Raw genomic sequence first — 25649 nt, forward strand, 5'->3', positions numbered from 1 at the left:
AGTGGGGCTCGGTTACGGATAAATTGCCTTTAATGGTTAATTTTCTGGATCACTTTTCTGTGTGCTCGCAGATTCAATTCCCGCCAGTCCCACAAAAACAGTCAGTTAAGAAAAGTTACAACACTGACAGTAGACCGAAACAATGTCCGCTGTTGGCACTGAGCGGTCGTATGAGGAGGTACTGTTTTCCACGTGAAATTTGAATAGTTGAAGGCCATAAGTACTGATGATGAGAGGCTTGAATAACCTGTGTGGCTTTGGAGTGGTTTTTACCCCACTTGAAGCGTGATTTGGGGGCATCTTTTGGAGCAGGGACATAAAAAGGGACACATTAATAGCTGCTATAACCCGCTATTAACTGTCCCAGCAATTGTTTATCGTAATGATTTATATGTTTTTTTTGAGTTTTGAAATGATTGTATTTTGTTAATTTTGCAGAATGCAATTTACTCAACCTGTGCGTCGGGCGAGTCGCACCTGATTGTTAAACTGCGTGATGTTTTGCATTTCTACGTGCTGGAGTCACTTAAATAATTACACAGCAACTTCCATAAGTAATGAGCAGCCGGTGTAAAACGATGATCGGAGCTACGCAATACATGCCACTGACACTCTCTGGCAATATGATGATCAATCGGTATTGCCGTCAATTCCCCAGAATAAGAATTTGCATTAGCGGTTTGTTCTGTCATAAAAGCAATCCCCAGTCCCGCACGGCACAGGGCTATTGCGCTGGTAAACAGATTACAGCAGTAGGATGGCCTGAACATAATCGCTTCATCGCGAAACATCGCAGTGAGATATCGCTGAAGCCCAAAATTGTCATGCATAGCAATCAGGCGATGCCGGGAAAGTTCCTGAAGCGTTACTTTCTTTAAATCAGAAATAACATGATCCTTCCTGACAATGGCACAAATGGCTCCCCGGTTATAGCTATACCGTTTAAGTGCCGGTTGCCCAACGGGACCAAATCCCACGGCCATATCCACTTCACCTCTTGCAATGAGTTCCATCGACGTTTCCATGTTGCCAGAAGTGATATCTACAAACACATTCGGGTAGATTTGGGCAAAATCGCTCACGACGTGGGTAATGATTTCCTGGACCATCCCTTGTCCAACGCGCAGCGTAACTGTCCCTCCACGCATATGGCGCATATCGCTGAGTTGCCGCTCAAGTTCATTGCGTTTTTGTTGAGTAATAGCGTAGTCATCAGCCAGTAATCTTCCCGCCTCGGTGAGGACAACGTTACGTCCTCTTTTCTCCAATAATGGCAGTTGTATTGTTCTTTCCAGAAGAGAGATTTGGCGACTGACAACCGAAGGGTTAAAGCCAAGGATGTCGGCGGCTCTGCGGATCCCACCGTACAATCCGACCATATATAAATAACGGATCGCTTTTTCTGGATAGGTGCTCAATGTCATGTTTTTGCCATTATTGTTGACCTGAAAGCAACAATAATAGCATAGGAGCCTGATTCTTTTTCAACCGGGATTCATCACATACTAATGCTAAATACCTATGCGGAGAGTGTGGCAATGAAGAGCGTTGTTAATTACTTACAGAAACATACTGACCTTATCATGGAAGATATCAGCGATTTGGTACTGGCTGAGTCTCCTTCAACGGATAAAGCTGCTGTTGACCACTGTGGTGACGTTTTAAAAGCTATTTTCGAAAAGCGTCTGGGTATACAGGCTGAAACTGAAAAACAGACACATTACGGTAACCAGTTAAAATTTGTTCTGGGAAAAGAGGGCCCGCAAACCACAATTTTGGGGCATTTTGATACGGTCTGGGATAAAGGGGTACTCTCACTTCGCGAAGAAGAGGGGAAATGGTATGGCCCGGGGATCCTCGATATGAAAGCCGGGATGATTCAGTCTATCTGGGCAGTTCGTGCGTTAAAAGAGAGCGGGCAGCTCGGCGGTAAGCGCATTGTTTTCCTGTGCAATAGTGATGAAGAACTCGGAAGTCCAAGTTCGAAGGAATGGATTATCCGTAATGCTACAGGATCTGAGCAAGTATTGGTTGTTGAACCGGCGACAACTCATGGTGATTTAAAAATTGCCCGTAAAGGCACTGGCCGCTACCGCATTGCTATCACAGGTCTTGCTGCGCATGCAGGCAATAATCCTGGTGAGGGGGTTAGTGCTATTGAGGAAATGGCTTTTCAGATCCTCAAATTGCGAGAGTTGAATGATCCTGAGCGCGGTACCACCGTTAACGTTGGTATTGTACGGGGTGGCAGTAGGGTCAATGTCGTCGCGGATTATGCCGAATTAGATATTGATACCAGAGTGGAAAATCAGTCAGAAGCTGCACGGATCCATGATGCTATCACCCGTTTGACACCTCATTTGCAAGGTAGCCAACTCAGGATTGAAGGAGGGCAAACTCGCCCACCGATGGAACGTTCTTCAGCTTCCGAACAGCTATTTGAAAAAGCGCAAAAGATTGCGGAAATACTGGGCATTACGATTACCGCGAAATCGGCTGGAGGTGGTAGTGATGGAAACTTCACCGCGGCGTTAGGTATTCCTACATTAGATGGACTTGGTGCGACAGGAGCCGGTATCCATGCGCTCCATGAGCATATATTACCCGAAAATATCGTTACCAGAACCGCACTGGTTGCTGGAATGATGCTTAACGATATTAATTCTGATGATGGGGCAAAATTTTAGCTAATTACATCATGCACACTCAACGACATTATTGTTTGTTATCCTCATGTAACCACTGTGGCTATATGGATCATTAATATCTTGACGAATAAATAACAGGACATATCCATGAGTGCTTTTATTATTGCGATAGTTATTACTGTCGTTGCGGCTTGGTTAATTATTAAGAATTACCAGCCGCAAACTATTTTGCTGTTAGCGGGGCTTTCCTTGTTAACAATTACAGCCATTTTCTACCCTGAAAAAAGTATCTTATATGGAAATGCAAAATCCACAGGGTCTGTCTGGATTGATATATTTGCTTTTGTAAAAGGTTCATTATCAACGCAGGTAGCAGGGATCGGTTTGATTATTATGGCGGCCGGTGGTTTCGCCAGCTATATGGATCATATTAAAGCTTCAAAGGCCATGGTTGATGTCTGCATTCGGCCGCTGGAGGCTTTAAAAGCACCTTACCTGATCCTTGCCATCGGCTACATTTTTGCGCAATTGCTCCATGTTGCCATCTCCAGTGCTGCGGGCCTTGCAATGTTATTGCTGGTGACATTTTTCCCGGTCTTGGTTCGACTTGGGGTAAGTAAGGCTGCTGCCGCGGCCATGATTGGCATGTGTGCCTTTATGGATCTTGGGCCGGCCGTTGGCACCGCGAACTTAGCTGCTGAATATGCTGGCATGGAAACAGCACTGTATTTTGCTCATTATCAGATGCCGGTAGCTGCGGCGGTGATGGTTGTCGTTTCTATATTAATCTATTTTACGGCGAAATATTTTGACAAAAAAGATGGACATGTTGTTGCGTCACAACGTGCTGTGCCTCCCGAGATTGCTGAAAAAGATGACGCGTCAGCACCTAAGTTCTACGGGTTATTGCCCATTTTTCCTGTCGTTCTGGTATTGGTGTTCAGTCCGTTGGGTGTTGATACCATTAAAGTCGATGTCGTGACTGCAATGGTTATCGGAACTATTGTCGCCTTTATTTTTGAGCTATGTGTAAAACGAAACTTTAAAGAGTGCTGCAAGGGAGTACAAGTCTTCTTTAAAGGTATGGGGAGTATGTTTACCAGTATCGTTTCATTACTGGTATGCGCCGAAATTTTCGCACAGGGATTACAAAAAATTGGTGCAGTGGATTATTTACTCGATGCGACACATAACGCTGGTTTTGGTTTCACCAGCATGACGATTGTAATGGCATGTTTGGTCGGGGTAACGGCCGTACTGACAGGGTCGGGGGTTGCAGCCTTCTTTTCATTTGCCGGTATGGCGCAGTCTATTGCAACAAAATTTGGTATGAACGCCGTACATATGCTTCTGCCAATGCAACTGATGGCTGGGATGGGACGCGCAATGTCGCCTGTTGCCGGTATTATTATTGCCGTCAGTAAATCGGGTGAGTGTTCCCCATTTATGATCGTGCGCAGAACGGTCATTCCGGCACTTGGTGGAATCATAACTATGCTAATCGCTAATACGCTAATTTCCAGTATGTAATAGTAACTGAATACGGAAGGTTTTTATCTGGATGAACACGATGTTAAATGAAAATGTAGATAATTTACTCTATATTCCTTACTCAGGTTCTGTTCTACTCGAATCTCCTCTTCTTAATAAAGGAAGTGCTTTTAGCGAAGAGGAACGAGTGATATTCAATCTGGAAGGATTGCTACCCAATGCAGTTGAAACAATTGAGGAGCAATCCCATCGAGCATATCGCCAGTTTAGCGATTTTAAGTCTGCTATCGCACAGCATATCTACCTTAGGAACATTCAGGACACTAACGAAACGCTATTCTATTATCTGGTAAATAAACATTTAGCAGAAATGCTACCTATTATTTATACACCTGTTGTTGGCCATGCATGCGAACATTTTTCTGATATTTACCGTAGGGCCAGAGGGTTATTTATCGCATGGCCGGATCGCCATAAAATCGATGATATATTGCACAATGCCACGAAACAGCATATTCGTGTCATCGTCGTCACCGATGGTGAACGGATCCTGGGACTTGGGGATCAAGGTATTGGCGGCATGGGGATTCCAATCGGCAAACTGTCTTTGTATACCGTCTGCGGTGGTATAAATCCGGCAAATACATTACCCATTCTGCTGGATGTTGGAACCAATAATTCTCAACTGCTAAATGATCCTCTTTATATGGGATGGCGTCACCCAAGAATTACCGGGGAAGAATATATTGAGTTTGTGGATATGTTCATAAACGCGGTTAAACGTCGATGGCCTGAGGTCCTACTGCAATTCGAGGATTTTGCTCAGCAAACGGCACTTCCTCTTCTGGAGCGATACAGAGATGAGATGTGCTGTTTTAATGACGACATCCAGGGAACTGCTGCCGTCGCGCTAGGATGTTTAATGGCGGCAAGCTCAGTCTCCGGTCGTTCATTATGCGAGCAAACAGTTGTATTTCTGGGGGCCGGATCGGCTGGTTGCGGTATTGCGGAGCATATTATTCAGCAGATGATCGCTGAAGGCTTGTCTGAAGTGGAAGCTCGCGCCAGAATTTTTATGGTGGATCGGTTCGGATTGTTGATTGATGACCAGGCAAACCTTCCACCTTTTCAGCGACAACTGTCACAGCCTCGAACGATCGTCGAAAGCTGGGGTGTGGAAAGCGAAAAAATGACGCTGATGGATGTTGTTTGTCACGCGCATCCTACGGTGTTGATAGGTGTTACCGGCCAACCAGGCTTGTTTAGCGAAGCTATTATTAGGGAAATGTACAAGTACTGTAAGCTCCCAATAATCATGCCGTTATCCAACCCAACTTCACGGGTTGAGGCGAGGCCGGAAGATATTATTGAATGGACAGAGGGAAACGCCATTGTTGCAACGGGAAGTCCATTTAATCCCGTAACTTACAAAGGAAAGGAGTATCCCGTTGCACAATGTAATAATGTTTACATCTTCCCTGGTATTGGTCTAGGGTGTCTGGCAAGCCGCGCCACACGAATTACAGAAAATATGTTAATAACGGCAAGCCGAACGTTAGCCTCTTTTTCGCCAATGAAAAGCAATAAAGATTCTCCATTATTACCGGATATAAATAATATTCAGGAAGTAACAAAAGCTATTGCCTTTAGTGTTGGTATTGCAGCGCAACGCGATGGCGTAGCCATTCGTATACCGGAGGAATCATTACTCGGCAAAATTGACGAGATTTTTTGGCATCCGCAGTATCGTCAATACAGACGGACCTCATACTGACGCTAATCAACCCCCTCTCTGGAGGGGGATTGACGCCACTCATCGATAGGGAGGTTGGATTTTGGCACAATGCATCTTATTCTCAACGCAAGACACCCTTGCTGACCGATGGCGAAGGTCATGGGATATTAACCCGTAACTCAGGGAAGGCGGCAATGACAGATTATTGGTGGAAAGACCTGGTTGATCGTAATAACCAGTGGCAAGGGTTGGAACTGACCGTCAAAGAAAATCAAAGAACTGAGCCAGCGATGGAAATGCTCAGTGGCCATTTTGGACGCATGGTATTGCAGCTCGCCGGAGAGCCGTTATTCTGGGCTTCAATGCTTGAAGATCATTCCGGCGTTTGGCTGGTTTTTAATGCAGATCATCCACGGAGCCAGGAGATGTTACCTGCGGTAACTTCTGAAGATATTGAACGGATAAAAGCCAAAGGCGAGCAGATGTGGATCGGCGAATGGTGCCGGTATTTTGTTCGTCAGTTAATGAATGCGCCAACACCATTACTCTCACCGCAGCGTTGGTTGATAAGACCGATGTTACCGATTCAATGTTCATCGCGCTATTCCAGTCCCCAACCCGTTGCGTTAGAAAACTGGCGTTTCTCAGCGCCAGAAAGCACTGAAAATATTAACTGCCAGTGGACGCTGTACGGTGAAGATTTCCCTGATCTGACGCAGCCGGAAAACGTCAGATTGGTTGACTGGTGGTGGGGCGGTTATTTGCTGCGGGGGCGTTATGCCATTCAACCCAATACGGGGAGAGTAAAATGGTGGCGTAAAAAATGCCGAGAGGGGACGTTGCCGCCGATACAGGTCTGGTATATCGCCGGATTAGGATCTTATGTGATCCTTGATGGGCATTATCGATTACAGGCGGCGATCGAAGAGCAGATCCCCCCTTTATTTCTGGTGCTGAGCGAGCTTAATGAAACGGAATATCCTGCCGATGCTGCCCATCAGGCGCGTATCGTTCAGTCGCTGGAAAAGCAGCTGGCTAACAACCCCAATTACAGTGTCAATGCGGTAAATCAGACGCTGATTAGTCTCTATGACAGACGATATCTTTACGCGTCAACGCATAGCCGCGTTACTCTTGGTGAGGGAACCCAATGGGCTACTGAGGTGGAACGTTATCTGCAAAAACATCATCTTGATGCGTATCGGGACAAGATTTTTCAGCGGGTTAAGGGCGATTGATTTTTACCCTACATTTTGTCGATATAACGCGAGCCTGCTTCTGATAACTCCCGGTGGTGGCATTCAGACGGGAGTCATCGTTACTTATCGCTCCTGTTGCAACTCGATATCAGAACACCGGCAAACCCAGTCCTTGCTTCACTTCTCTTAATGTCTGCTGCGTAATCTCGTACGCCTGCTCGCTTCCTTTTTTGAGCATCGCCATCAGCATGCCTTTATCCTGAATGTAGGTTGCACGCCGCTCGCGCATAGGCGCGATGAGTTCTTGCAAGCACACTTCCAGCTCGTTTTTGCATGTCCGATCACCCAGTCCCCCCTGTTGGTAATGCGCTTTCATTTCCGCCACTTTTGCTTTATCCGGATGAAAAGCATCGAGGTAAGTGAATACCATATTTCCGTCTATTTGCCCTGGGTCGGACACTTTCAGATGATTAGGGTCGGTGTACATTGCGCTAACCGCGCGGTGAATGGTTTCTTCGCTGGCTGACAGGAGCAATGTGTTACCAAGCGATTTTGACATTTTGGCATTTCCGTCGATCCCTGGAAGGCGGCTGGTTTCACTCAGCAGCGCTTTGCAGTGCGATAGGACGGGGGCCGGTAACAGGCTATTCATCTTATGCACTATCTCATTAGTCTGTTCAATCATTGGCAACTGATCGTCGCCGACGGGAACGACTTCGGCTTTGAAGGCCGTAATATCTGCCGCCTGACTGATGGGATAAACCAGAAAACCAACCGGTAACGAGCGGGCGAACCCTTTCTGCGCAATTTCGTTTTTGACCGTAGGATTACGCTCCACGCGAGCCACGGTGACGATGTTCATATAAAGCGCGGTTAACTCTGCGAGAGCAGGCAGTGCAGATTGCAGACAGATGGTGGTAAGTGACGGGTCTATTCCTGCGGCAAGATAGTCGGCAAGTACTTCGGGAATATTGTTGCGGATCTTTTGCGGTGTGCTGCCGTTATCGGTTAACCCTTGTAGGTCAGCCACCAATATAAACTGCTGATAATCGTGTTGCAGCGTGGCGCGCTGGCGCAATGACCCCACATAATGGCCAAGATGCAGCGGGCCGGTGGGACGATCGCCAGTGAGGATGATGGTTTTATTGTTCATGTCAGACTCCTTAGTCATAAAACCGAAAGGGGTCTCTAAATGCAAATAACCGCCTTTCGGCGGTTATTTAAAATGAGGAAAACACATTCTGACCGCCTTTAAGAAGGCAGCCACCACAGGTTGTGATTAAAACCGTTGATATCGTGTTTTGTGTTCATCCAATTAACATACCACCTGGCGTAGAGGTAAAGCAATGCCCGAAGTGCTGGCGCATATCAGCTCGCTTCCAGCATGCCAAAGCTCACAATGCGCGAACGACCTAACTCTTTCGCGCGGTACAGTGCGACATCTGCGGCGCGTAACAGGTTGTCGCTCTGGGCGTGCTGCGGGTAACTGGCGACGCCTATAGAGACATCCACGTGTCCAATATCGGAAACGCCAAAGCGCAGCGACAGTTCGCGTACGCCGTTGTAGATTTCCGTAGCAAAGCGGTTAGCGGCCTGTTCATCCGTATTGGCCAGCAGTACCAGAAACTCTTCACCGCCGTAGCGGAAGGCCATGCCGCTGTTGTGGACAACGCGCTGAATAGTCGCAGCGATACTTTTAATCACGCTATCGCCAGCCTCATGGCCAAAGCGGTCATTAATACTTTTAAAATGATCGATATCGATCATCAGGCAACTGATTGGTTCTTTGTTACGCACTGCCTGGCTCATCTGGGTACGCAGTGTATCTTCAAGATGATGACGGTTGCGCAGTCCGGTTAGCGGGTCATAGAGCGCTTTCTCCAGCAGGGCGTCACGCAGACGCTGGTTGGCTAATGCGAGGCCGAGTGCTTCTGCCATCAGCTCCAGATATGCACGGGAGGGGGCGGAATCATCGCTAAGGTTCTGGAATGAGAGCAGGCCGATGGCTTCGCCCTGGGCAATCAGCGGAACACACAGGGTGTGGTGCTGGCATGACTCTGGCAGATGGTAGCAGGCGATATCGGGTTCACCTTGTACTGGAGGATGACTCTGGCCGCGGCGCACAGCCCAGCATTCGTCCGGGTGGAACGCATCCGCTTTACCCTGCGGAGAAAGCCATTGTGCAACGCAGCGCATTTGCCAGGGTTCCTGGTCCAGTATGTAAAGCCGCCCGGCAATACCTGGAGCAATATTCGGTGCAAACAGCTCTGCCACATTGATGACATCGGCAAAACTCTCGCAACCCTGCAGACGTTGCGTCATGCGCGCCAGCAGATCGCGGATTGCCCAGTCGGCATCTCGCTCTTTCTCCAGTCTCTGACGCGCCAGACCGTTCTCGCGAAATATCCGGATCGCCTGCGCCATGTCGCCTATTTCATCTATCTGGTTAAAGCTGGGCGTCTCAACGGCATAATCCTGCGATGCGAGACGGTTTACGACATCGCTCAAACGCACGACGGGACGCAGTACGCGACGCTTTAAAATGAAACCAAGAACGAATAAAAACAGCAGCGCTGTCAGACCGACCATCACTTCAGAGGCTGTTCGTAGCATGCGGGATGACTGGGTTGCATCTTCAATCGTATTACGTACGCGGTTATCGAGCAGTTGGCGGAAATGATCTATCCGGTCCTGGGCGCGTTCCAGTTCCTGTTCATAGCTTTTCCCATAGAGCAGGGCAATAGCCTGCGACTCTTCTGCGCGCGCGACGCTGGCAAACGCCGCAGCTTGCTCGTCCTGCAGGGCATCAACAATCTGCAGCCCTTCGTGCAATAGCGCCAGCTCTTCATCCGTTGCCCCAAGGTCTTTGAGCTTTGACAGCCGATGCTCAACAGCTTTCAGCGTCGCTTCTTTCTGACGGTAGGCGTTAAGCACCTCAGGATCTTTTGCAATAACATAGTCGCGTGCCAGGTCTGACAGCGACCAGGCATCGAGTTCGACTTCTTCGGTAAGTTGATCGAACTGATAACGCTGTTCTACCACCTGGCGTTCTGTGTTATCGGCGCTGGATGCCATCAGCATGACAACGCCTGAAGCGATGGTCAGGCATACCGTCGCGCTATAGGCCCAGTTGGTGATTGTGGCAATTCGCACTGATTAGTTCCTTCTGCGACGATTAATGAATACGCATGATTGCAATTATAGGAAACGCATGATTTTGCGTGAAAATAAAAAAGGCGGTCCCGAAACCGCCTTCTGTTATCGTCCTGCAATCATAAATCTGGAGGATTTTTTCCTTCTTCCATAAAGGCTTCGTCGATTCCTTCCACGTTACCTTCATGGTCACGCCCGGAAAACAGGTTCCAGCAGGTTATGAATAGTGCAGCAATCAGGGGGCCAATCACAAAGCCGTTAATGCCGTAGATCTCCATGCCGCCGAGAGTGGTAATCAAAATCAGATAGTCCGGCATTTTGGTGTCTTTACCTACCAGCAGCGGGCGCAGGATATTGTCCACCAGCCCAACGATAATCACGAAGAAGCCAACGATAAACAGCCCTTGCCATAGCTGGTGGGTGGCGAACAGGAATATTGCTGCAGGTACCCAGACGATCGCTGAGCCCACGGCAGGCACGAGGGAGAGAAACGCCATCAACGCCCCCCACAGAACGCTGCCGTCGATATCCACAATTGCAAACGCGATGCCGCCAAGAATACCCTGAACCAAAGCGACGACCGCCGTGCCCTTAACGGTTGCCCGCGTCACGCCGACGAATTTGGCAAACAGGTGCTGTTTGGCAAAATCAGAAAGGGGTAATGAGTCCAGAATCTGGCGCACCAGATACGGTCCATCCTTCAGTAAGAAGAACAGCAGATACAGCATGATGCCAAAGCTGATAGCAAAGCCGAATGTGCCTTTCCCGATCAGAAATGCACTGCCAGCGAGATATTGCCCGCCTTGCAGCACGACATCGGACAGTTTTTTCTGGATCTGCGCGACATCATCCAGATTGTGTTCTGCCAGAAATCCTCTGGCCCAGTCAGGAAGGTACGAAAGAATAGAAGTGACGACTTCCGGGAACTGCGTGTCATTCTGTTGCAGTTTGGTGTATACCACGTTCAGTTCAATGGCCAGCGATGACAGGATTACCATCAGCGGGATAAAGACAATCAGACAGATAATGACGATGGTAATCAACGATGCCAGCCCGTTGCGTTCGCCAAGCGCGCTACGCAGTCTGTTTTTTACCGGGTTAAAGATAGTCGTTAATATCGCGGCCCATAAAATGGCGGAAAAGTAGGGGGACAATACATCGAAGAACGCCCAGGTCACGAGGGCAAGTATGAAAATGAAGAAACCTTTAGTCAGTCCGTTAAATCGCATTAGTAAACCCTGTAATGAGAAGCAGTCCCGACTATAGAACCGTTCAGGGAATTTACCAACTTTAGCTGCAGATATTTAGAATAAAGATGTTGCACTAAGGCTACATTCTTATTGTCCTTGCTTCACTGGCGGGAGAGCTATCCTCGCCTCAGTTCAAACTTAATCTTAGACATATACGAATTCCTTCTTTTCAACGATACTCTTATGCTATGAGTTCAAATAAGCAGCGTTATTACAGCTCTTCAGGCAGATTCAAAATCAACATCGAATAATTTTTCGATATCCAAACTGCACCTTAATCAGTCCGGCGCATGGCAGACAGCCTCAATATTATGGCCATCAGGTGCAATGACAAATGCGGCATAGTAGTTTTCGCTATAGGAACGTAAGCCAGGTTCTCCGTTATCCTGGGCTCCTGTGCGCAAAGCAGCATTGTAAAATTCATCAACTTGCTGCCGGGTTTTTGCGACAAACGCCAGATGCAGAGGAGCCGGTTTGTCATTCGTGTGGAATAGACAAAGTGAAACATTATCGGAACCCATTTCAACACCGTAGCTTGGTGTGCCTTCATCGATGAGTTCTACGCCAAGCGGCTGAAGCGCGTTGAGAAAGAAAATTTTACTTTTTTCGTAATCACTTACACCGATTTTCACATGATCGAACATTCTTTATTCCTCATGAAGATATGAACAAATAAAGAGTATATAAAGAGATTGAAGTCGAATTCACGTAAGAACCTGTCAATGTGATGAACATCAATTTAGAGATCTATATATCTACAGTACCTGCCTTTGCTATTTTAATTGGATTCTTTGATTGCCTGGTTTGTATCCCGCCTAAATATTCATTAGGAATGGCACGATTATGGGGGATACTTACACTTGCATCTATCAGTTCAACTCACAGCAGATGACGTACGCTATGATTTAATAGTGAAACCGTCATTTTTTTCCGAAAAGGGTCGTCAATTAACGAGGGGGGCGCTATGAACACTCAGCCTGTCATCGGGATTAGTGGATGTTTAACTGGTTCAGCCGTGCGATTCGACGGTGGGCATAAACGGATGGGGTTTGTGATGGACGACCTGGCTCAGTGGGTGACTTTCAAACCTGTCTGCCCAGAGATGTCCATCGGTTTGCCTGTACCACGTCCCGCGTTGCGTCTGGTTCAAACCGCCCAAGGGAATGTCCGCATCTGTTTTAGCCATGCGCCTGGTGAGGATGTAACCGATAAAATGTCCGATTTCACCAACTCATATCTTCAGGGACTTGGTGGCCTCTCGGGGTTTATCGTCTGTGCTAAATCACCGAGTTGCGGTATGGAAAGAGTGAGACTGTATGACGAGAAGGGAAATCGTGGGCGAAAAGAAGGGACTGGTCTGTTTACTGGCGCGTTAATGGAAACCTACCCGTGGTTGCCAGTCGAAGAAGATGGCCGCTTGCACGATCCAGTGCTAAGGGAGAACTTTGTCGAACGCGTGTTCGCATTGCATGAGCTTAATAGGCTGCGGGCCAATGGTCTTACTCGCCATGGCTTACTCAACTTTCACAGTCGCTATAAGCTCCAGCTTCTGGCTCATCACCAGGCCGGTTACCGGGAAATCGGCCCATTCGTTGCCTCGCTTCACCAGTGGGATGATTTGGACGCTTTTTTTGTTGTCTATCGTGAAAAGCTCATGACGATCCTCAAAAAGCCCGCCTCACGGAAAAATCACACCAACGTACTGATGCATATCCAGGGCTACTTCCGCGAACAGTTGAACACCCGCCAGCGCGGAGAGTTACGTGACGTTATCCTCAACTATAGCGGTGGGCTGCTGCCAATATTGGCGCCTCTGACGCTACTCAAGCACTATCTGGCTGAATACCCAGACAGCTATCTGCTTACCCAGAACTATTTTGATCCTTATCCGAATGATTTAGCGCTACGGTTGATGATCAAATAGGCTGAGAGCGATTCAACCGTTTCTGATTTTCTCATCGATACAAGGCTGAGGTTTACCAAACAGATATCCTTGGGCGAAATCGCAGCCCAGCGCCTGAAGGCTTTTTAGTTGTTCCTGCGTTTCAACACCTTCAGCAACAGCCTTCATATTGAGGGATTTCGCCATGCCGGTGATCAGTTTGATGATATTAAGCGCATCTTCCTGTGTGGATATTGAATGGACAAACGACTTGTCTATTTTAATTTTATCGAAGGCAAGCCTGCTCAGGCGCGAAAGGGAAGAATATCCGGTACCAAAATCATCGATGGAGATTTTTACACCCATGGCTCTGAGTTTATTAAGTGTATTCATCGGCGTCGTACTCTCAGTGAAGAGAGAGGACTCTGTTACTTCCAGTTCAAGACGATCGGCTGGGAGTCCAGTTTCTTTCAGAATAGACAGTACGATACCGACAAAGGCTTTGCTGCTTAGCTGGACAGGAGAGACATTCACTGAAATTTTAGCCGGAACCGCCCAACAAGCCGCTTCCCGGCAGGCAATTTCAAGCACAGCTTTCCCCATCTCATTAATCATTCCGGTTTTTTCAGCAACAGGAATAAAGTTATCCGGCGACAGGAGGCCCTTTAGAGGATGGAGCCAACGAATTAGGGCTTCATAGCTATAAATTTCCTGGCTGAAGGAGTCAACAATGGGCTGATAATAAACCACGAATTCTTTGTTCACTATTGCCAATGCCATATCATGCTCAAGCGTTCTGCTTTCTTGTAGCTTTTCTAACATTCGTTGTCGGAAGACTTTTATCTTACCAGAGCCTTCACCTTTGGCTTCATAAAGGGCCAGATCGGCAAATTTATAAAGATAGTCGGAACGACGTTCAGTGTCTGAGATAACAATGCCAACACAGGTGGTTATGTTGATAATCGTGTTATAAATAGTGTAGGGCTGGCTGATAAATTCACATATTTTCTGGGCGCGCGAAACGGCGTGGCTTTCTGTCAGGCCACTTGAGAGAAACGCAAATTCATCTCCACCCAGGCGATACAGCGTATCCGAAGTAAGACTCATCGAAACCAGTCGGTCAGATATCTGGCGTAGCAACATATCACCGGCATCATGACCATACGTATCATTTACTTCTTTGAATCGATCTAAATCAAACAACATCACAGTCACAGAATCGTGATTTTTTTCTGCTCTCTCAATTGTTTTATTTAAATCGCTCCAGAATAGCTGACGGTTATTCATCTCGGTAAGAGAGTCATGGTAGACGTCATATTCCAGTTTAGCATTCTGAATTTGCAGTTTTTCTTTAGATTTCTGCAGTTCTTCGGCAAGACTCTTGACCTGCAGGTGCGCCCGCAGAATATTTCTGTTTTGATAGAAAATGAGCACGCCCAGAATCGCACTCAGTATTATCAGCAGCACAGAGGTTGCAGAATAAATATAGTACAGCGTCTGGATTTTTTGGTTGGCGTTATTGATCGAGTTAACATCTTTGTTTAACGCACCAGATGAAAGACGACCCAGTGGCGCATCCAGAGTATGCATTTTTTTCAGATAAGCCTGGAGTGCTGAACGGTTCATTTTTTCTAGATTAACATCCAGAAAACTAAGGGTATTTTCAAGTTTTACCGCCAGCTCGCGGTGGGCTATATTGCTTTCGATGTAGCGCCCCAGGTCACCTTCTTTTATCAAATCACTCTGGCTAAGCATAATGTCGAGGCGCATGCGTACATCATCGAGATTCATCGTATCATCGATAGTGTAAAGACCAAGCAACGATTCAAATCGGTAATATTGTGATACCAGCTGAGCAGCAGACCAGGAATCGGTGTAGTGAGTCAGTTTCTGTAACTCTTGTTGCCGTTCATGCACGAGGAAAGAGATATACCCGGTAGATATAAAAAGAAAAAAGATGATGCCAGCCAGTATTCTGTTCATGATGTTCCTCTGAACGCTTACTCAATATCCATACTACTGACCTGCCATGCAGACCTTGAATAATAAATCTGATTATTCAATTCTGGCATGCTGTCATAGGGGTACACAATGAATAACGGGCCTTTGTCACGGATGCGCATATATTTTCCGTTGATTTTTAACGCAAGGATAGCATTGTATTTTTTGAAATCACTAAGAGGGATAACAGTGGTGTAGTCATTGAGTGCAGTGACCTTAACAACAGAGCCGTTCGCCCCGACATAATCCATGAGCTTTTGTAGCGGAATACCCGTAAAGGTAGTGCGCCCATTATACCAGGGGGAGGTGGTCTGGAAACTGACCATGCCCAGCTTCTCAAGGCTGGCGGTATCAAAAACGGCTTTCCCGTCTGCATTTGTATTTTCAATATTACCCGACAGCGTTAAAAGCACTTTACCGGTGGGCCTGGAAAGTTCACCTGCCCATAGCTGGGTGGAGAGTACAAAGCTTACCAACATGACCATTAATCGCATTCTTACCTCACCAATCAGCCGGATGTTAAAGAATTATAATTTAGATATCACGCTATTTATATATATTGCATGGGTATTATTGGTGTAATAACTTCAATGGTTTTTTAACTCTTTTAAATCAGTTAGTTAGTTGTTACCTGTTCTGCTGTGATGCATTAAAATGCTAGTGTGTTATTTGAGTAAAGCTAAATTTCACTATGTATGTACAAAAATAAATCATCTATTTACTCAGTGCCAATAAATGCGCACGAAAATAAAGGTTAATTTTTTTCACTGCAGCTGGATTTGGTTGTTTACTGGTGGGTAACTATATCGGGCACGAAGCCGCCTTTAGTGGAGCGGGAGCGCTTCGTGTCGGTAATCAAGGACAGAAATTCTCTACGTGGCAAGTGTGGTCTATCTGAACCCGTTTATTCACCCGCCTGAGCTGACTGGCGGGCATACAGATAGGCGGTGGCCCTCGATACGCCCAGATGCTGTGCAACCGTATCCATAGATTTGCGTACGTTCAGCAAACCGTCCTGGCGTAATTGTTGAATCAGCAGCTTACGGTCTTGAGGTTTAAGGGCTCGGGCCGTCGTCGCGCGTTTAGCGGCAAAGTCATCAATACGCTGGCGGATGACTTCATTACTGCCGGGATCGATATGTTCCTTAATGGGGGAATTTTCAGTTTCAGTAAAACGCGCAAGAGCACTCTGCATACCACGGAACAGCGTCATATCGACATTCAGGCAAAGTGCCGCTACGTATTTGCCGTCTTCGTCCTTGATGCCAATCGATGTACTTTTCACCGGGCGGCCATCGGCAAACTGATTACTGTAGTTCGCAATGATGCTGGGAAAGTCAGGTGATGCGATTCTCGCCAGGCCAAGCTCGGTTGCTGGCTGACCGGGTTGACGTCCGGAAAGATTATTATGGATGGACAAAATGGCATGTTCAGGATTTTTGAGGTCATGAACCACCACTTCGCAAAACGGAGAGAAGGTCTCACTCAATCCCCTGGCGATAGTATCAATTTGGCTGAGAAGCGAGTTATTGTCGGTTTTTGGCATGCCAGTCTCCTGCGGTGATGTCTGTTGCCATGATTGCGAGCAGTTTACAGTGACCTGGGAGCGTTTTTCCAGACGGGAGTGTACAGACAGTAAAAGTAGGGTATCTGCATGGCAGATACCCTGTTTATCATCCGGCCAGAAATTCACTGTAGCGACTGATATCCACATTTCCGCCGCTGATGATAATGCCGATTTTCTTGCCGCGAAGCTCAGCTTTACGCGCTCTGGCGGCAGCAAAACCCAGACACCCGGTCGGCTCTACGACGATTTTCATGCGTTCAGCGATAAATTTCATTGAGGCAACTAACTCAGCGTCTGAAACAGTCAGAATATCGTTCACGTTTTGCTGGATAATCTGAAACGTATAGTTCCCGAGATGTTGAGTCTGAGCACCGTCAGCAATGGTTTTGGGCGTATCGATATGAACTATTTTTCCACTTCGGAACGACTGTTGACCATCGTTACCCGCCTCAGGTTCGACACCATAGATGATGCAGTCAGGAGACAGATGTCTGGCCGCCAGGGCGGATCCTGAGAGCAGGCCGCCACCGCCCAGACACACGAAAAGGGCGTCTAACTGACCCACTTCTTCAATTAGCTCTTTTGTGGCGGTGCCCTGGCCTGCGATCACGTGCGGATGGTCGTAAGGGGGGATCAGCGTTAACCCCTGTTTCTCCGCCAGGTCCCGACCAATTTTTTCACGATCTTCAGTATAGCGATCGTAAGTTACCACTTTTCCGCCATAGCCTTTCGTCGCCGCAACTTTGGCCGCCGGGGCATCATGCGGCATGATAATTGTTGCTGGAATACCCAACAACTTTGCCGACAGGGCAATGGCCTGTGCATGGTTGCCGGAGGAAAACGTCACGACGCCCGCAGCGCGTTGTTGTGGCGTGAACTGGCGTAGCGCATTCATAGCGCCACGAAATTTGAAGGCGCCCATTCTCTGGAAGTTTTCGCACTTAAAGAAGACTTCCGCGCCAAATTCTTCATTTACCGTTCGGGAGGTCATCACCGGCGTTTTGTTAGCATAATCTGCGATGCGCTCTGCCGCAGCGGCAACATCGTTATAATCAGGCAGTGTCATTTCAGTCATTGTTGTTCACCTGTATGTTGTTAAACGTCACGCTTGCGGGGCCAACGCAATAGCTTCAACTTCCAGCGCAAAACCATAATGAAGTTCCGCAACACCTGCTACTGCACGGGATGGACGGAAATCACCGATCCACTCTCCATAGATTTTGTTAAACGTCGGCCACTGGTTCATATCCGTCACATAGACGCGAACAGACACCAGATGCTGACGTGATGCCCCAGCACCAGCCAGACAAGCATCAATATTCTTGAGTACCAGCCGGGTTTGATCTTCAAAAGAGGCATCCGCTTTTTTCTCGCCGTCGAAAGTGACCGGCAATTGCCCGGAAATGAAGACGAACCCGCCAGCCGTTGTACTGTGCGAGTAATGACCTGCTGGCGGGAAGCTTCCAGCAGATGAGTTCAGTGTAATGTCCGCGGTCATATGAGAATCTCCAGTCGCCGTTTGCGATTCATTTTGTATAAAATAATACTGTTTGTATTATTTTATACTCCTTCATAGTGCGTTCGGCCAGCGATAGTTTTCGCTAACGCTGATTTTGTGAACTACTGCAAACGTGGCCCAGCCTAAATCACTGTCCTGGAGCGGTGACGGGGATATCGCTGTTGAAAGGGGAAAGCAGGGGGAAATGAAGAAACGCCCCGGGAGGGGGCGTCTAAGGCAAAAGTTTAGCTGATATGACCGTGGTTAATTTTACTTAGCGGTTTATTGATATCGAAGATTTTGAACGTTACTTCCTCCACACCCAGGTGCTTCAGGCGGGCGGTATGCTTTTTGATATAGGCCTGAGCGGTGTCTTCGTCCTGGAACAGGTAGATGCCTCCCGCTTCGTGATTTGCTTCGTTCTCGGTCCAGATTTTCCAGATGAACCCCGGCTCCTGGTTGATTGATTCGGCCAGTTCAACGAGCTGATTCGACATCTCAGCCCCAAACGGACCATGAAAATCAAAGTGTATCTGCACGAGTTTGTTCGACATAAATCCTCCATGGATTGGTTATTTTGGGTAAGGCTGCTAGCGCAACAGCACTTTACCGGTCAGATAAGTTATCGCCTGCCCACTGATATATACACGCGTTCCTGCTAACTGACAGCGTAAATCCCCGCCGCGTTCAGAGACCTGGCGTGCCAGCATCTGTGTTTTATTCAGTTTTCCAGCCCAGTAAGGGATCAGCATGCTATGTGCCGAGCCTGTGACCGGGTCTTCCGCGACGGCTTCGCCCGGGCAGAAGAAACGGCTGACAAAATCGTATTCCCCGTCACCTGGCGCGGTGATGCATACCATTTTCCCCAGCGGAATCATGGCGTGGATGTTTGGGCGCACAGCCTCAACCTGCTGTTGATTTTCCAGCACCACCATGTAATCGCGTGCCACACGCACCTCTTTGTATTCGGTGATGCCTAATGTTTCCAGCAGTAAAGCGGGCGGCACGGCAGATTCGCTTTGCCAGGCTGGAAAATCAAGCGTCAGCCATTCACTGCAGCGCGTGACCGTCAGCGGTCCCACAAAGCGGGTAGCAAATTGGATTTTGGTATCCGGGTAATCCAGATGTTCAAAGATGACATGCGCGGCGGCAAGCGTGGCATGCCCACACAGATTAATTTCACCCTGAGTGGTAAACCAACGCAGCTCAAAGCCATTCTCATTGGCGACAAAAAAAGCGGTTTCTGACTGGTTATGCTGCTGCGCCATCTTTAATAATGTTTCATCGGGCAACCAGTCCGTGAGCGGACAGACTGCTGCGGCATTACCACCAAATGTCGTGGTGGTAAAGGCATCCACCATGTAAAAATCGATTTGTTGCACAGAGTAACCCTCTCATCGCACTCAGGATAAATCACACTCTACCATGCCAGCCATTGGGTCAATGCTCAGATTCGCCACTGTGGTGAAAATTCGTTATCATCCGTTCCCACACCTCATTCTGGCCGCCTGATGTCTACGATCCTCGATACCTTTATTGCCCCGCCTTGCCATGACGAGATAGAGACCCTCTATCAGGACGAGCATCTGGTGCTCATCAATAAACCCAGCGGGTTGCTTAGCCTGTCGGGCAAAAATCCGCAGAATCTCGATTCGGTACATCACCGGCTGGTACAGATTTACCCTGGCTGCACGCTGGTACATCGGCTTGATTTCGGCACTTCTGGGCTGATGGTGGTCGCTCGTAACAAGGCTATTAACGCCGCGCTTTGCCAGCAGTTCAGCCAGCGGACGGTCACTAAGGTGTACAGTGCGCTGTTATGCGGGCATCTGGAAAACGACGAAGGGGTTATCGACGCCGCAATTGCCAAAGACCCGGCGCTGTTTCCATTGATGTCGATTTGTGCTCTCAACGGCAAACCCGCGTGCTCGCGCTATCAGGTTGTCGAGCGTTTTTATCATCGTCAGGAAGAGGGGACGTTGCTCCCCTTGACGCGGGTACAACTGACCCCTGAAACCGGGCGCACCCATCAACTACGGATCCATTGTCAGCAGTTGGGACATCCTATTTTGGGGTGCGATCTGTACGGTGGACGTCTGCTGCCGGGGACTGAACAAACGCCACGGCTGATGCTGCATGCCAGTGAACTGCATTTCAGGCATCCCATTAGTGAAGCGTGGATGAACGCCAAAAACGCCAGCCCGTTTTGAGGCGAAAAAAAGCCGCCTGGTGGCGGCTTTTATGAGGTTATCGCGCAGCGCGTTGTAAAATAACCGCTGACGGCTGGCGTTGTAGAAACCGCATCCGCAGCATCATCAGTATCGCCGCAGATGTCAGGCCGATAATAAAGCCCATCCAGAATCCCGCCGGTCCCATCCGGTCAACTACCAGATCGGTAAGCGCCAGAATATAACCGCTCGGCAGGCCCAGCACCCAGTATGCCGTAAAGGTAATAAAGAAAATGGAACGCGTATCTTTATAACCACGCAGGATCCCGCTGCCAATAACCTGGATAGAGTCCGAAATTTGATACACAGCGGCCAGTAACATGAGCTGAGCCGCCAGGGCGACAACTTCCGGGTTATTGTTATAGAGCAGGGCAATATGCTCGCGGAATGTCACGGTGAAAATCGCTGTTACGACCGCCATGCACACACCAACACCCAGACCCGTTCTGGCTGCGGTTTGCGCATCCAGCGTGGAACCCTGGCCCAGACGATAACCGACACGAATGGTGACGGCGGCAGCCAGAGACATTGGAAGGACGAACATTAACGAGCTGAAGTTCAGTGCGATTTGGTGTCCGGCTACGTCGACAATCCCCAATGGAGAAACCAGCAGCGCGACCACCGCAAACAACGTCACTTCGAAAAATAACGCCAGCGCGATAGGTAAACCCAGCTGTACCAGACGCTTCATTACTGCGGTGTCAGGTTTCTGGAAACCACGCTCATTACGGATATCGCGCATTGAACGCGCACGTTTGATGTAAGAGAGCATGGCGATAAACATCACCCAGTAAACCGCTGCTGTTGCCACACCACAACCCACGCCACCCAGTTCCGGCATGCCTAAATGCCCATAGATGAAAACATAGTTAACCGGAATGTTCACCAGCAGGCCGAGAAATCCCATCACCATCGCCGGTTTAGTCTTGGCTAATCCTTCGCACTGGTTACGGGCTACCTGGAAGAACAGATAACCCGGTGCGCCCCACAGCAGGGCACGCAGGTAGCCAACGGCTTTATCTGCCAGCGCCGGGTCGATGTTATGCATGGAGCGAATAATGTACCCCGCGTTCCATAGCACAACCATAATCAGCACGGAGACGCTGCCCGCCAGCCAGAATCCCTGACGTATTTGATGGGCGATACGGTCGCGGCGTCCGGAACCATTGAGTTGCGCAATCACCGGCGTCAACGCCAGCAGTAGTCCGTGACCAAACAGAATGGCCGGTAGCCAGATGGACGTACCAATGGCGACTGCCGCCATATCCGTCGCGCTGTATCCGCCCGCCATGACGGTATCAACGAATCCCATTGCGGTTTGAGCGATTTGCGCAAGAATCACCGGAATTGCCAGAGCTAATAACTGACGCGCTTCACTTACATACTTTTGCACGTGTACACCACTATATTGTTGTTATTTGAGAGACTAAAAAAGCCGCCTTAAATGGCAGCAAGGAGAAAAAGCAGGGGAAATTTCAGTCTATTGTAGCGAGGAATACGTAATTCTCCAGTGAAAAAACAGGCGCTGGTGGCGCATTGCTGGCAACCTGAATTTCCACCTGCTATTGTGCTGTGCAGAGATGTCTTAATTGAGTTCAGGAGTAGGAAGTATGTTTACGGGTATTGTGCAGGGCACTGCAAAATTGGTGTCCATTGATGAAAAACCGAATTTTCGTACGCATGTTGTGGAGTTGCCTGAATATATGCTGGATGCGCTGGAGACCGGCGCATCGGTTGCCCACAATGGATGCTGCCTGACGGTCACCGAAATTAACGGTAACCAGATAAGCTTCGACCTGATGAAAGAAACGCTGCGTATCACCAACCTGGGCGATCTGAAGGTTGGAGATTTGGTTAACGTTGAACGTGCGGCAAAATTCAGTGATGAGATTGGCGGACATTTAATGTCGGGCCATATTATGACCACTGCCGAAGTGTCGAAAATTCTGACCTCGGAGAATAACCGTCAGGTGTGGTTTAAAGTCCAGGATCCGTCGCTGATGAAATATATCCTGTACAAAGGATTTATTGGTATTGACGGTATCAGTCTGACGGTCGGTGAAGTGACGCCGACACGTTTCTGTGTGCATTTGATCCCGGAAACGCTGGAGCGTACGACGCTTGGCAAGAAAAAGCTGGGCGCACGGGTTAATATCGAAATCGATCCCCAAACGCAGGCGGTGGTTGATACCGTTGAGCGTGTCCTGGCGGCGCGTGAAAGCGCCATCAGCAACATAACGGGCGAAGCGGGAGCCTAAGCCTGAGAGTAAAGCCCCCGTTGCTACGGGGGCGAAAACGATTAGCGGGGAACGCGCAGACCGTGTTCAACACCGCGGGAAAATACCACCTGCCATAACTGAATATCTCGAGCACGAAACGCCCCCGCGCAGGCGTTCAGATAATAGCTGAACATCCGTTTGAAACGTTCGGTATAGTTATCGGCGATTTCAGGCCAGGAGCTCATGAAACGCTCGTGCCATGCCATCAGCGTCGTGTCGTAATCCGCGCCAAAATTATGCCAGTCCTCCATCACAAAATGCGGTTCGCTGGCGTTGGCAATCTGGCGAACTGACGGCAAACACCCGTTTGGGAAGATATACTTATTGATCCACGGATCAACGTTATTGTCGGTCTTTTTGGAGCCGATGCTATGCAGTAAAAAGAGACCATCCGGTTTTAAATTACGATCGACCACCTCAAAATAGGTGGCGTAGTTCTTCGGTCCAACATGTTCAAACATGCCGACGGAGACAATGCGGTCGAATTTGTCGTTCAGGTCGCGATAATCCTGCAGCAAAATGGTGACATCCAGCCCAGCGCAACGTTCCTGTGCCATTTTCTGCTGTTCTGCCGAAATGGTCACACCCACCACGCTCACGCCATATTGCGATGCCATAAACTGGGATAAACCACCCCAGCCACAGCCAATATCAAGCACCCGCATTCCTGGCTTCAGTTGCAATTTTTCAGCAATCATTTTGAGCTTCGCCTGCTGGGCAGACTCCAGAGTGTTGGCATCTTTCCAGTAGGCGCAGGAATACTGCATATAGGGGTCAAGCATGCGGGTAAAGAGATCGTTGCCCAAATCGTAATGTTCTTTGCCGACCATCCACGCACGTTTTTTGGTCTGTAAATTGAACAGGCGAGCCGTGGCGATACGTAGCGTATCTTTAAAGTGGCGGGGGAGTTGGTTTTCAAGACCGGCGCGCAAGACTTTACTAAAAAACATGTCCAGCCGGTCGCATTCCCACCAGCCATCCATATAACTTTCACCCAACCCTAACGATCCTTCCTGCAATACGCGTTTGAAAAAATCAGGGTTCTTTACTCGAATATCAGCCGGTGCAGGGCCATTAATAGCAATACCTGCACGGCTCAATAATTCATTGGTAATGCGGTACCAGTCATCATCCGGTACGCTGACGTCTTCTATACATGATGAACTCATAGCTTCTCCATCACTGGTCGGTGATCAGAACCTTAAAACAGCGTAGACGCTTTTTTGGGCTTTGTGAGAAATCTCACGGAATTAATCCGCGAATCTATAATCCGACGTAGAACAGAGGAAGGGAGAAACCCTTGCCGAAAAGGCCATCCGTGGTAAAACGGGAACGTTCTTGTCCCCGTTAACGCATTAAAATTATCGTTTTTTTAACAACTGAAAATCAGTATATGCCTGAATTTTTGACGATTCAACCAATAATTGTTAGCGAGCTAACTAAATGCCCGCAACCATTATTAGTGCGACTCTCCGTGGGCAACTTGCGCACGATCATCTGTTTGCGGGGCGTCAGTTTTCTGCGACTGCATTTTGTAACCCACAGCAGCCAGCAATACTGTTGTCAGCATAACGCTGGTGGTGGTGAGCAGTGGGGTGGCAATCAACCAGGAAACGACAAGGCTTGCCAGGAAGCATAAACCCAGTTGCAGCGTATTCTGCAATGCGGCTGCGCGTCCAGTGGCCTGTGGGAAAGGGCGTAATGCCTGCGCGACAACGATAGGGTAGATTGCGCCGTTCGCAATCGCCATAACGCAGAATGGGATCAGGATTTCAGCCAATGCAACATGATGAATAAAGCCGGTCGCCCAGGTGCCTACAACGCTGAAGGCATACAGAATGAGTAACCAGGGTAGCAGCTGACGACCCTGCCATTTTTGCAGCGCTGCACGACAGCCGTAACCACCAATTAAGAAGGCGATAGTTTGCGGAACATAGCTCAGACCAATTACCGCTGGGCTATAACCCATTTCGCTGAGGATGAACGGGGAACCCGTCAGCCATGCGAAAAAGCTCGCGGAACAGGCGGCATAAATCAGCACGTTTCCACGGTAAGTTTTCGAGCGCAGCAAGGTGGCGAAAGTCAGTTTATCCTGGCTGTCATCGCGCGCTTTAGCCGTTGGCTTTAGACGCAGAGCCGGAAGCATCAGAATCAGAGTAATGGCAAACAGAGTTGCAAAAATGGCCTGCCAGGAAAAATGTACCAGGATCCAACTGCCTAAAAGCGGGGCGAGTGCAGGAGATAACCCGACCAGCGGCATAATAGTGGCAAAGATGCGGTTTACTTTTTGTGAAGGATAATAATCGGTAACCAGCGCTTGCCAGATAACCGATGCCGCACAGACGCCAACGGCCTGAACAAATCGCAGTACCAGCAGACCAGTGGCGTTTTCAACCCATAGCATGCCCAGACTGCCCAGTGCGAAGATAGATAAACCCAGCAGCAAAATAGGCTTGCGGCCATAGTGGTCAGAAAGCGGCCCCCACAGCAGTTGCGCGACGGCAAACCCCGCTAAGAACAAGCTCAGGCTGGCGCTGACGGCAGATGCAGGTGTTTGCAGATCGGACTGAATAGCAGCAAAGGCGGGTAGATACATATCCGTTGCCAGAAAACCGAGCACGCTAAGACCTGCCAGCCAGACTAAAAACCCTTTCCCAGGTTGCATCATCATTTCTCTTTTTTAGCAGTAGAACAATGCCGCTGAGTGTAGTGAGTGTA

General features: G+C 48.6%; 22 protein-coding genes. 7 read left to right on the top strand and 15 right to left on the bottom strand.

Features of this window, described 5'->3' with window-relative positions:
- Positions 1 to 509: 509 nt before the first annotated feature.
- Complete coding sequence (locus OGX90_RS11105) at positions 510 to 1424, bottom strand: LysR family transcriptional regulator (RefSeq protein ID WP_267451926.1); 915 nt, start codon at positions 1422 to 1424, stop codon at positions 510 to 512.
- Between the two features lie 114 nt (positions 1425 to 1538).
- Between OGX90_RS11105 and OGX90_RS11110 the strand changes: the two genes are divergently transcribed.
- The 4 genes from OGX90_RS11110 (at position 1539) to OGX90_RS11125 (ending at position 7112) form a co-directional block, all read left to right on the top strand.
- On the top strand, positions 1539 to 2687 hold the full coding sequence (locus OGX90_RS11110; RefSeq protein WP_286623824.1) for a M20 family metallopeptidase: 1149 nt from the start codon (positions 1539 to 1541) through the stop codon (positions 2685 to 2687).
- Between the two features lie 108 nt (positions 2688 to 2795).
- Entirely contained in the window at positions 2796 to 4178 is a 1383-nt protein-coding gene (gene dcuC, locus OGX90_RS11115; protein ID WP_208744345.1) for a C4-dicarboxylate transporter DcuC, read from the top strand.
- Positions 4179 to 4218: 40 nt separating this feature from the next.
- Entirely contained in the window at positions 4219 to 5913 is a 1695-nt protein-coding gene (locus OGX90_RS11120; RefSeq protein WP_286624012.1) for an NAD-dependent malic enzyme, read from the top strand.
- 155 nt (positions 5914 to 6068) lie between these two features.
- Complete coding sequence (locus OGX90_RS11125) at positions 6069 to 7112, top strand: hypothetical protein (protein ID WP_286623827.1); 1044 nt, start codon at positions 6069 to 6071, stop codon at positions 7110 to 7112.
- 109 nt (positions 7113 to 7221) lie between these two features.
- On the opposite strand, the gene trpS is transcribed toward OGX90_RS11125, so the two are convergent.
- From trpS to OGX90_RS11145, 4 genes are all read right to left on the bottom strand, one after another.
- The gene (gene trpS, locus OGX90_RS11130; RefSeq protein WP_204191742.1) at positions 7222 to 8226 is read right to left on the bottom strand and encodes a tryptophan--tRNA ligase; all 1005 of its coding nucleotides are present in this window, start codon (positions 8224 to 8226) and stop codon (positions 7222 to 7224) included.
- Positions 8227 to 8441: 215 nt separating this feature from the next.
- On the bottom strand, positions 8442 to 10226 hold the full coding sequence (locus tag OGX90_RS11135; RefSeq protein ID WP_286623830.1) for a diguanylate cyclase: 1785 nt from the start codon (positions 10224 to 10226) through the stop codon (positions 8442 to 8444).
- A gap of 119 nt (positions 10227 to 10345) precedes the next feature.
- Positions 10346 to 11455 carry an AI-2E family transporter gene (locus OGX90_RS11140; protein ID WP_003832733.1) on the bottom strand — a complete coding sequence of 370 codons (1110 nt, stop codon included), beginning with the start codon at positions 11453 to 11455 and terminating at the stop codon, positions 10346 to 10348.
- Positions 11456 to 11754: 299 nt separating this feature from the next.
- Positions 11755 to 12120, bottom strand: a complete 366-nt coding sequence (locus OGX90_RS11145) for a VOC family protein (RefSeq protein WP_057067224.1) — start codon at positions 12118 to 12120, stop codon at positions 11755 to 11757.
- A 320-nt stretch (positions 12121 to 12440) separates the two neighbouring features.
- Here OGX90_RS11145 and OGX90_RS11150 point away from each other — a divergent pair, with 320 nt between their 5' ends.
- Entirely contained in the window at positions 12441 to 13400 is a 960-nt protein-coding gene (locus OGX90_RS11150) for a YbgA family protein (protein ID WP_234692952.1), read from the top strand.
- A gap of 12 nt (positions 13401 to 13412) precedes the next feature.
- Here OGX90_RS11150 and OGX90_RS11155 read toward each other — a convergent pair whose 3' ends face one another.
- The 7 genes from OGX90_RS11155 to OGX90_RS11185 form a co-directional block, all read right to left on the bottom strand.
- A complete protein-coding gene (locus OGX90_RS11155) occupies positions 13413 to 15341 on the bottom strand; it encodes a putative bifunctional diguanylate cyclase/phosphodiesterase (protein WP_048235445.1) in 1929 nt (642 codons plus the stop codon).
- 17 nt (positions 15342 to 15358) lie between these two features.
- Positions 15359 to 15853 (bottom strand): putative pterin-binding protein, encoded by a 495-nt coding sequence (locus OGX90_RS11160; RefSeq protein ID WP_003832739.1) that lies wholly within the window; start codon positions 15851 to 15853, stop codon positions 15359 to 15361.
- 410 nt (positions 15854 to 16263) lie between these two features.
- Entirely contained in the window at positions 16264 to 16905 is a 642-nt protein-coding gene (locus tag OGX90_RS11165; protein ID WP_008784655.1) for a helix-turn-helix transcriptional regulator, read from the bottom strand.
- A 127-nt stretch (positions 16906 to 17032) separates the two neighbouring features.
- Positions 17033 to 18001, bottom strand: coding sequence for a threo-3-hydroxy-L-aspartate ammonia-lyase (locus OGX90_RS11170; RefSeq protein WP_100272521.1), 969 nt, complete (start codon positions 17999 to 18001; stop codon positions 17033 to 17035).
- A gap of 27 nt (positions 18002 to 18028) precedes the next feature.
- Positions 18029 to 18424: a RidA family protein gene (locus OGX90_RS11175; RefSeq protein WP_003832744.1), complete on the bottom strand. Its 396-nt coding sequence runs from the start codon at positions 18422 to 18424 to the stop codon at positions 18029 to 18031.
- Between the two features lie 245 nt (positions 18425 to 18669).
- Positions 18670 to 18978 carry a monooxygenase gene (locus OGX90_RS11180; RefSeq protein ID WP_234692951.1) on the bottom strand — a complete coding sequence of 103 codons (309 nt, stop codon included), beginning with the start codon at positions 18976 to 18978 and terminating at the stop codon, positions 18670 to 18672.
- 36 nt (positions 18979 to 19014) lie between these two features.
- Complete coding sequence (locus tag OGX90_RS11185; protein ID WP_208744339.1) at positions 19015 to 19806, bottom strand: PhzF family phenazine biosynthesis protein; 792 nt, start codon at positions 19804 to 19806, stop codon at positions 19015 to 19017.
- Between the two features lie 129 nt (positions 19807 to 19935).
- Here OGX90_RS11185 and OGX90_RS11190 point away from each other — a divergent pair, with 129 nt between their 5' ends.
- Entirely contained in the window at positions 19936 to 20634 is a 699-nt protein-coding gene (locus tag OGX90_RS11190; protein ID WP_286587671.1) for an RluA family pseudouridine synthase, read from the top strand.
- A 37-nt stretch (positions 20635 to 20671) separates the two neighbouring features.
- Here OGX90_RS11190 and mdtK read toward each other — a convergent pair whose 3' ends face one another.
- The gene (gene mdtK / locus OGX90_RS11195) at positions 20672 to 22045 is read right to left on the bottom strand and encodes a multidrug efflux MATE transporter MdtK (RefSeq protein ID WP_008784661.1); all 1374 of its coding nucleotides are present in this window, start codon (positions 22043 to 22045) and stop codon (positions 20672 to 20674) included.
- Between the two features lie 217 nt (positions 22046 to 22262).
- Here mdtK and OGX90_RS11200 point away from each other — a divergent pair, with 217 nt between their 5' ends.
- Positions 22263 to 22910, top strand: a complete 648-nt coding sequence (locus OGX90_RS11200; protein WP_003832752.1) for a riboflavin synthase — start codon at positions 22263 to 22265, stop codon at positions 22908 to 22910.
- A 41-nt stretch (positions 22911 to 22951) separates the two neighbouring features.
- Here OGX90_RS11200 and cfa read toward each other — a convergent pair whose 3' ends face one another.
- Both cfa and punC read right to left on the bottom strand, forming a co-directional pair.
- Complete coding sequence (cfa, locus tag OGX90_RS11205; protein ID WP_048214272.1) at positions 22952 to 24100, bottom strand: cyclopropane fatty acyl phospholipid synthase; 1149 nt, start codon at positions 24098 to 24100, stop codon at positions 22952 to 22954.
- Positions 24101 to 24390: 290 nt separating this feature from the next.
- Positions 24391 to 25596 carry a purine nucleoside transporter PunC gene (gene punC, locus OGX90_RS11210; RefSeq protein WP_032943314.1) on the bottom strand — a complete coding sequence of 402 codons (1206 nt, stop codon included), beginning with the start codon at positions 25594 to 25596 and terminating at the stop codon, positions 24391 to 24393.
- Between the last annotated feature and the right edge of the window lie 53 nt (positions 25597 to 25649).

Origin of the sequence: Citrobacter sp. Cpo012, from assembly GCF_030333015.1 — a bacterium.
In the GTDB taxonomy this organism is placed as follows: domain Bacteria; phylum Pseudomonadota; class Gammaproteobacteria; order Enterobacterales; family Enterobacteriaceae; genus Citrobacter; species Citrobacter portucalensis.

What these genes read in the sequence shown, in the direction of transcription:
- OGX90_RS11105 (WP_267451926.1), bottom strand. Translation starts at nt 1,424, where the DNA reads ATGACATTGAGCACCTATCCAGAAAAAGCGATCCGTTATTTATATATG.
- OGX90_RS11110 (WP_286623824.1), top strand. Translation starts at nt 1,539, where the DNA reads ATGAAGAGCGTTGTTAATTACTTACAGAAACATACTGACCTTATCATG.
- dcuC (WP_208744345.1), top strand. Translation starts at nt 2,796, where the DNA reads ATGAGTGCTTTTATTATTGCGATAGTTATTACTGTCGTTGCGGCTTGG.
- OGX90_RS11120 (WP_286624012.1), top strand. Translation starts at nt 4,219, where the DNA reads ATGTTAAATGAAAATGTAGATAATTTACTCTATATTCCTTACTCAGGT.
- OGX90_RS11125 (WP_286623827.1), top strand. Translation starts at nt 6,069, where the DNA reads ATGACAGATTATTGGTGGAAAGACCTGGTTGATCGTAATAACCAGTGG.
- trpS (WP_204191742.1), bottom strand. Translation starts at nt 8,226, where the DNA reads ATGAACAATAAAACCATCATCCTCACTGGCGATCGTCCCACCGGCCCG.
- OGX90_RS11140 (WP_003832733.1), bottom strand. Translation starts at nt 11,455, where the DNA reads ATGCGATTTAACGGACTGACTAAAGGTTTCTTCATTTTCATACTTGCC.
- OGX90_RS11145 (WP_057067224.1), bottom strand. Translation starts at nt 12,120, where the DNA reads ATGTTCGATCATGTGAAAATCGGTGTAAGTGATTACGAAAAAAGTAAA.
- OGX90_RS11150 (WP_234692952.1), top strand. Translation starts at nt 12,441, where the DNA reads ATGAACACTCAGCCTGTCATCGGGATTAGTGGATGTTTAACTGGTTCA.
- OGX90_RS11155 (WP_048235445.1), bottom strand. Translation starts at nt 15,341, where the DNA reads ATGAACAGAATACTGGCTGGCATCATCTTTTTTCTTTTTATATCTACC.
- OGX90_RS11160 (WP_003832739.1), bottom strand. Translation starts at nt 15,853, where the DNA reads ATGCGATTAATGGTCATGTTGGTAAGCTTTGTACTCTCCACCCAGCTA.
- OGX90_RS11165 (WP_008784655.1), bottom strand. Translation starts at nt 16,905, where the DNA reads ATGCCAAAAACCGACAATAACTCGCTTCTCAGCCAAATTGATACTATC.
- OGX90_RS11170 (WP_100272521.1), bottom strand. Translation starts at nt 18,001, where the DNA reads ATGACTGAAATGACACTGCCTGATTATAACGATGTTGCCGCTGCGGCA.
- OGX90_RS11175 (WP_003832744.1), bottom strand. Translation starts at nt 18,424, where the DNA reads ATGACCGCGGACATTACACTGAACTCATCTGCTGGAAGCTTCCCGCCA.
- OGX90_RS11180 (WP_234692951.1), bottom strand. Translation starts at nt 18,978, where the DNA reads ATGTCGAACAAACTCGTGCAGATACACTTTGATTTTCATGGTCCGTTT.
- OGX90_RS11190 (WP_286587671.1), top strand. Translation starts at nt 19,936, where the DNA reads ATGTCTACGATCCTCGATACCTTTATTGCCCCGCCTTGCCATGACGAG.
- OGX90_RS11200 (WP_003832752.1), top strand. Translation starts at nt 22,263, where the DNA reads ATGTTTACGGGTATTGTGCAGGGCACTGCAAAATTGGTGTCCATTGAT.
- cfa (WP_048214272.1), bottom strand. Translation starts at nt 24,100, where the DNA reads ATGAGTTCATCATGTATAGAAGACGTCAGCGTACCGGATGATGACTGG.
- punC (WP_032943314.1), bottom strand. Translation starts at nt 25,596, where the DNA reads ATGCAACCTGGGAAAGGGTTTTTAGTCTGGCTGGCAGGTCTTAGCGTG.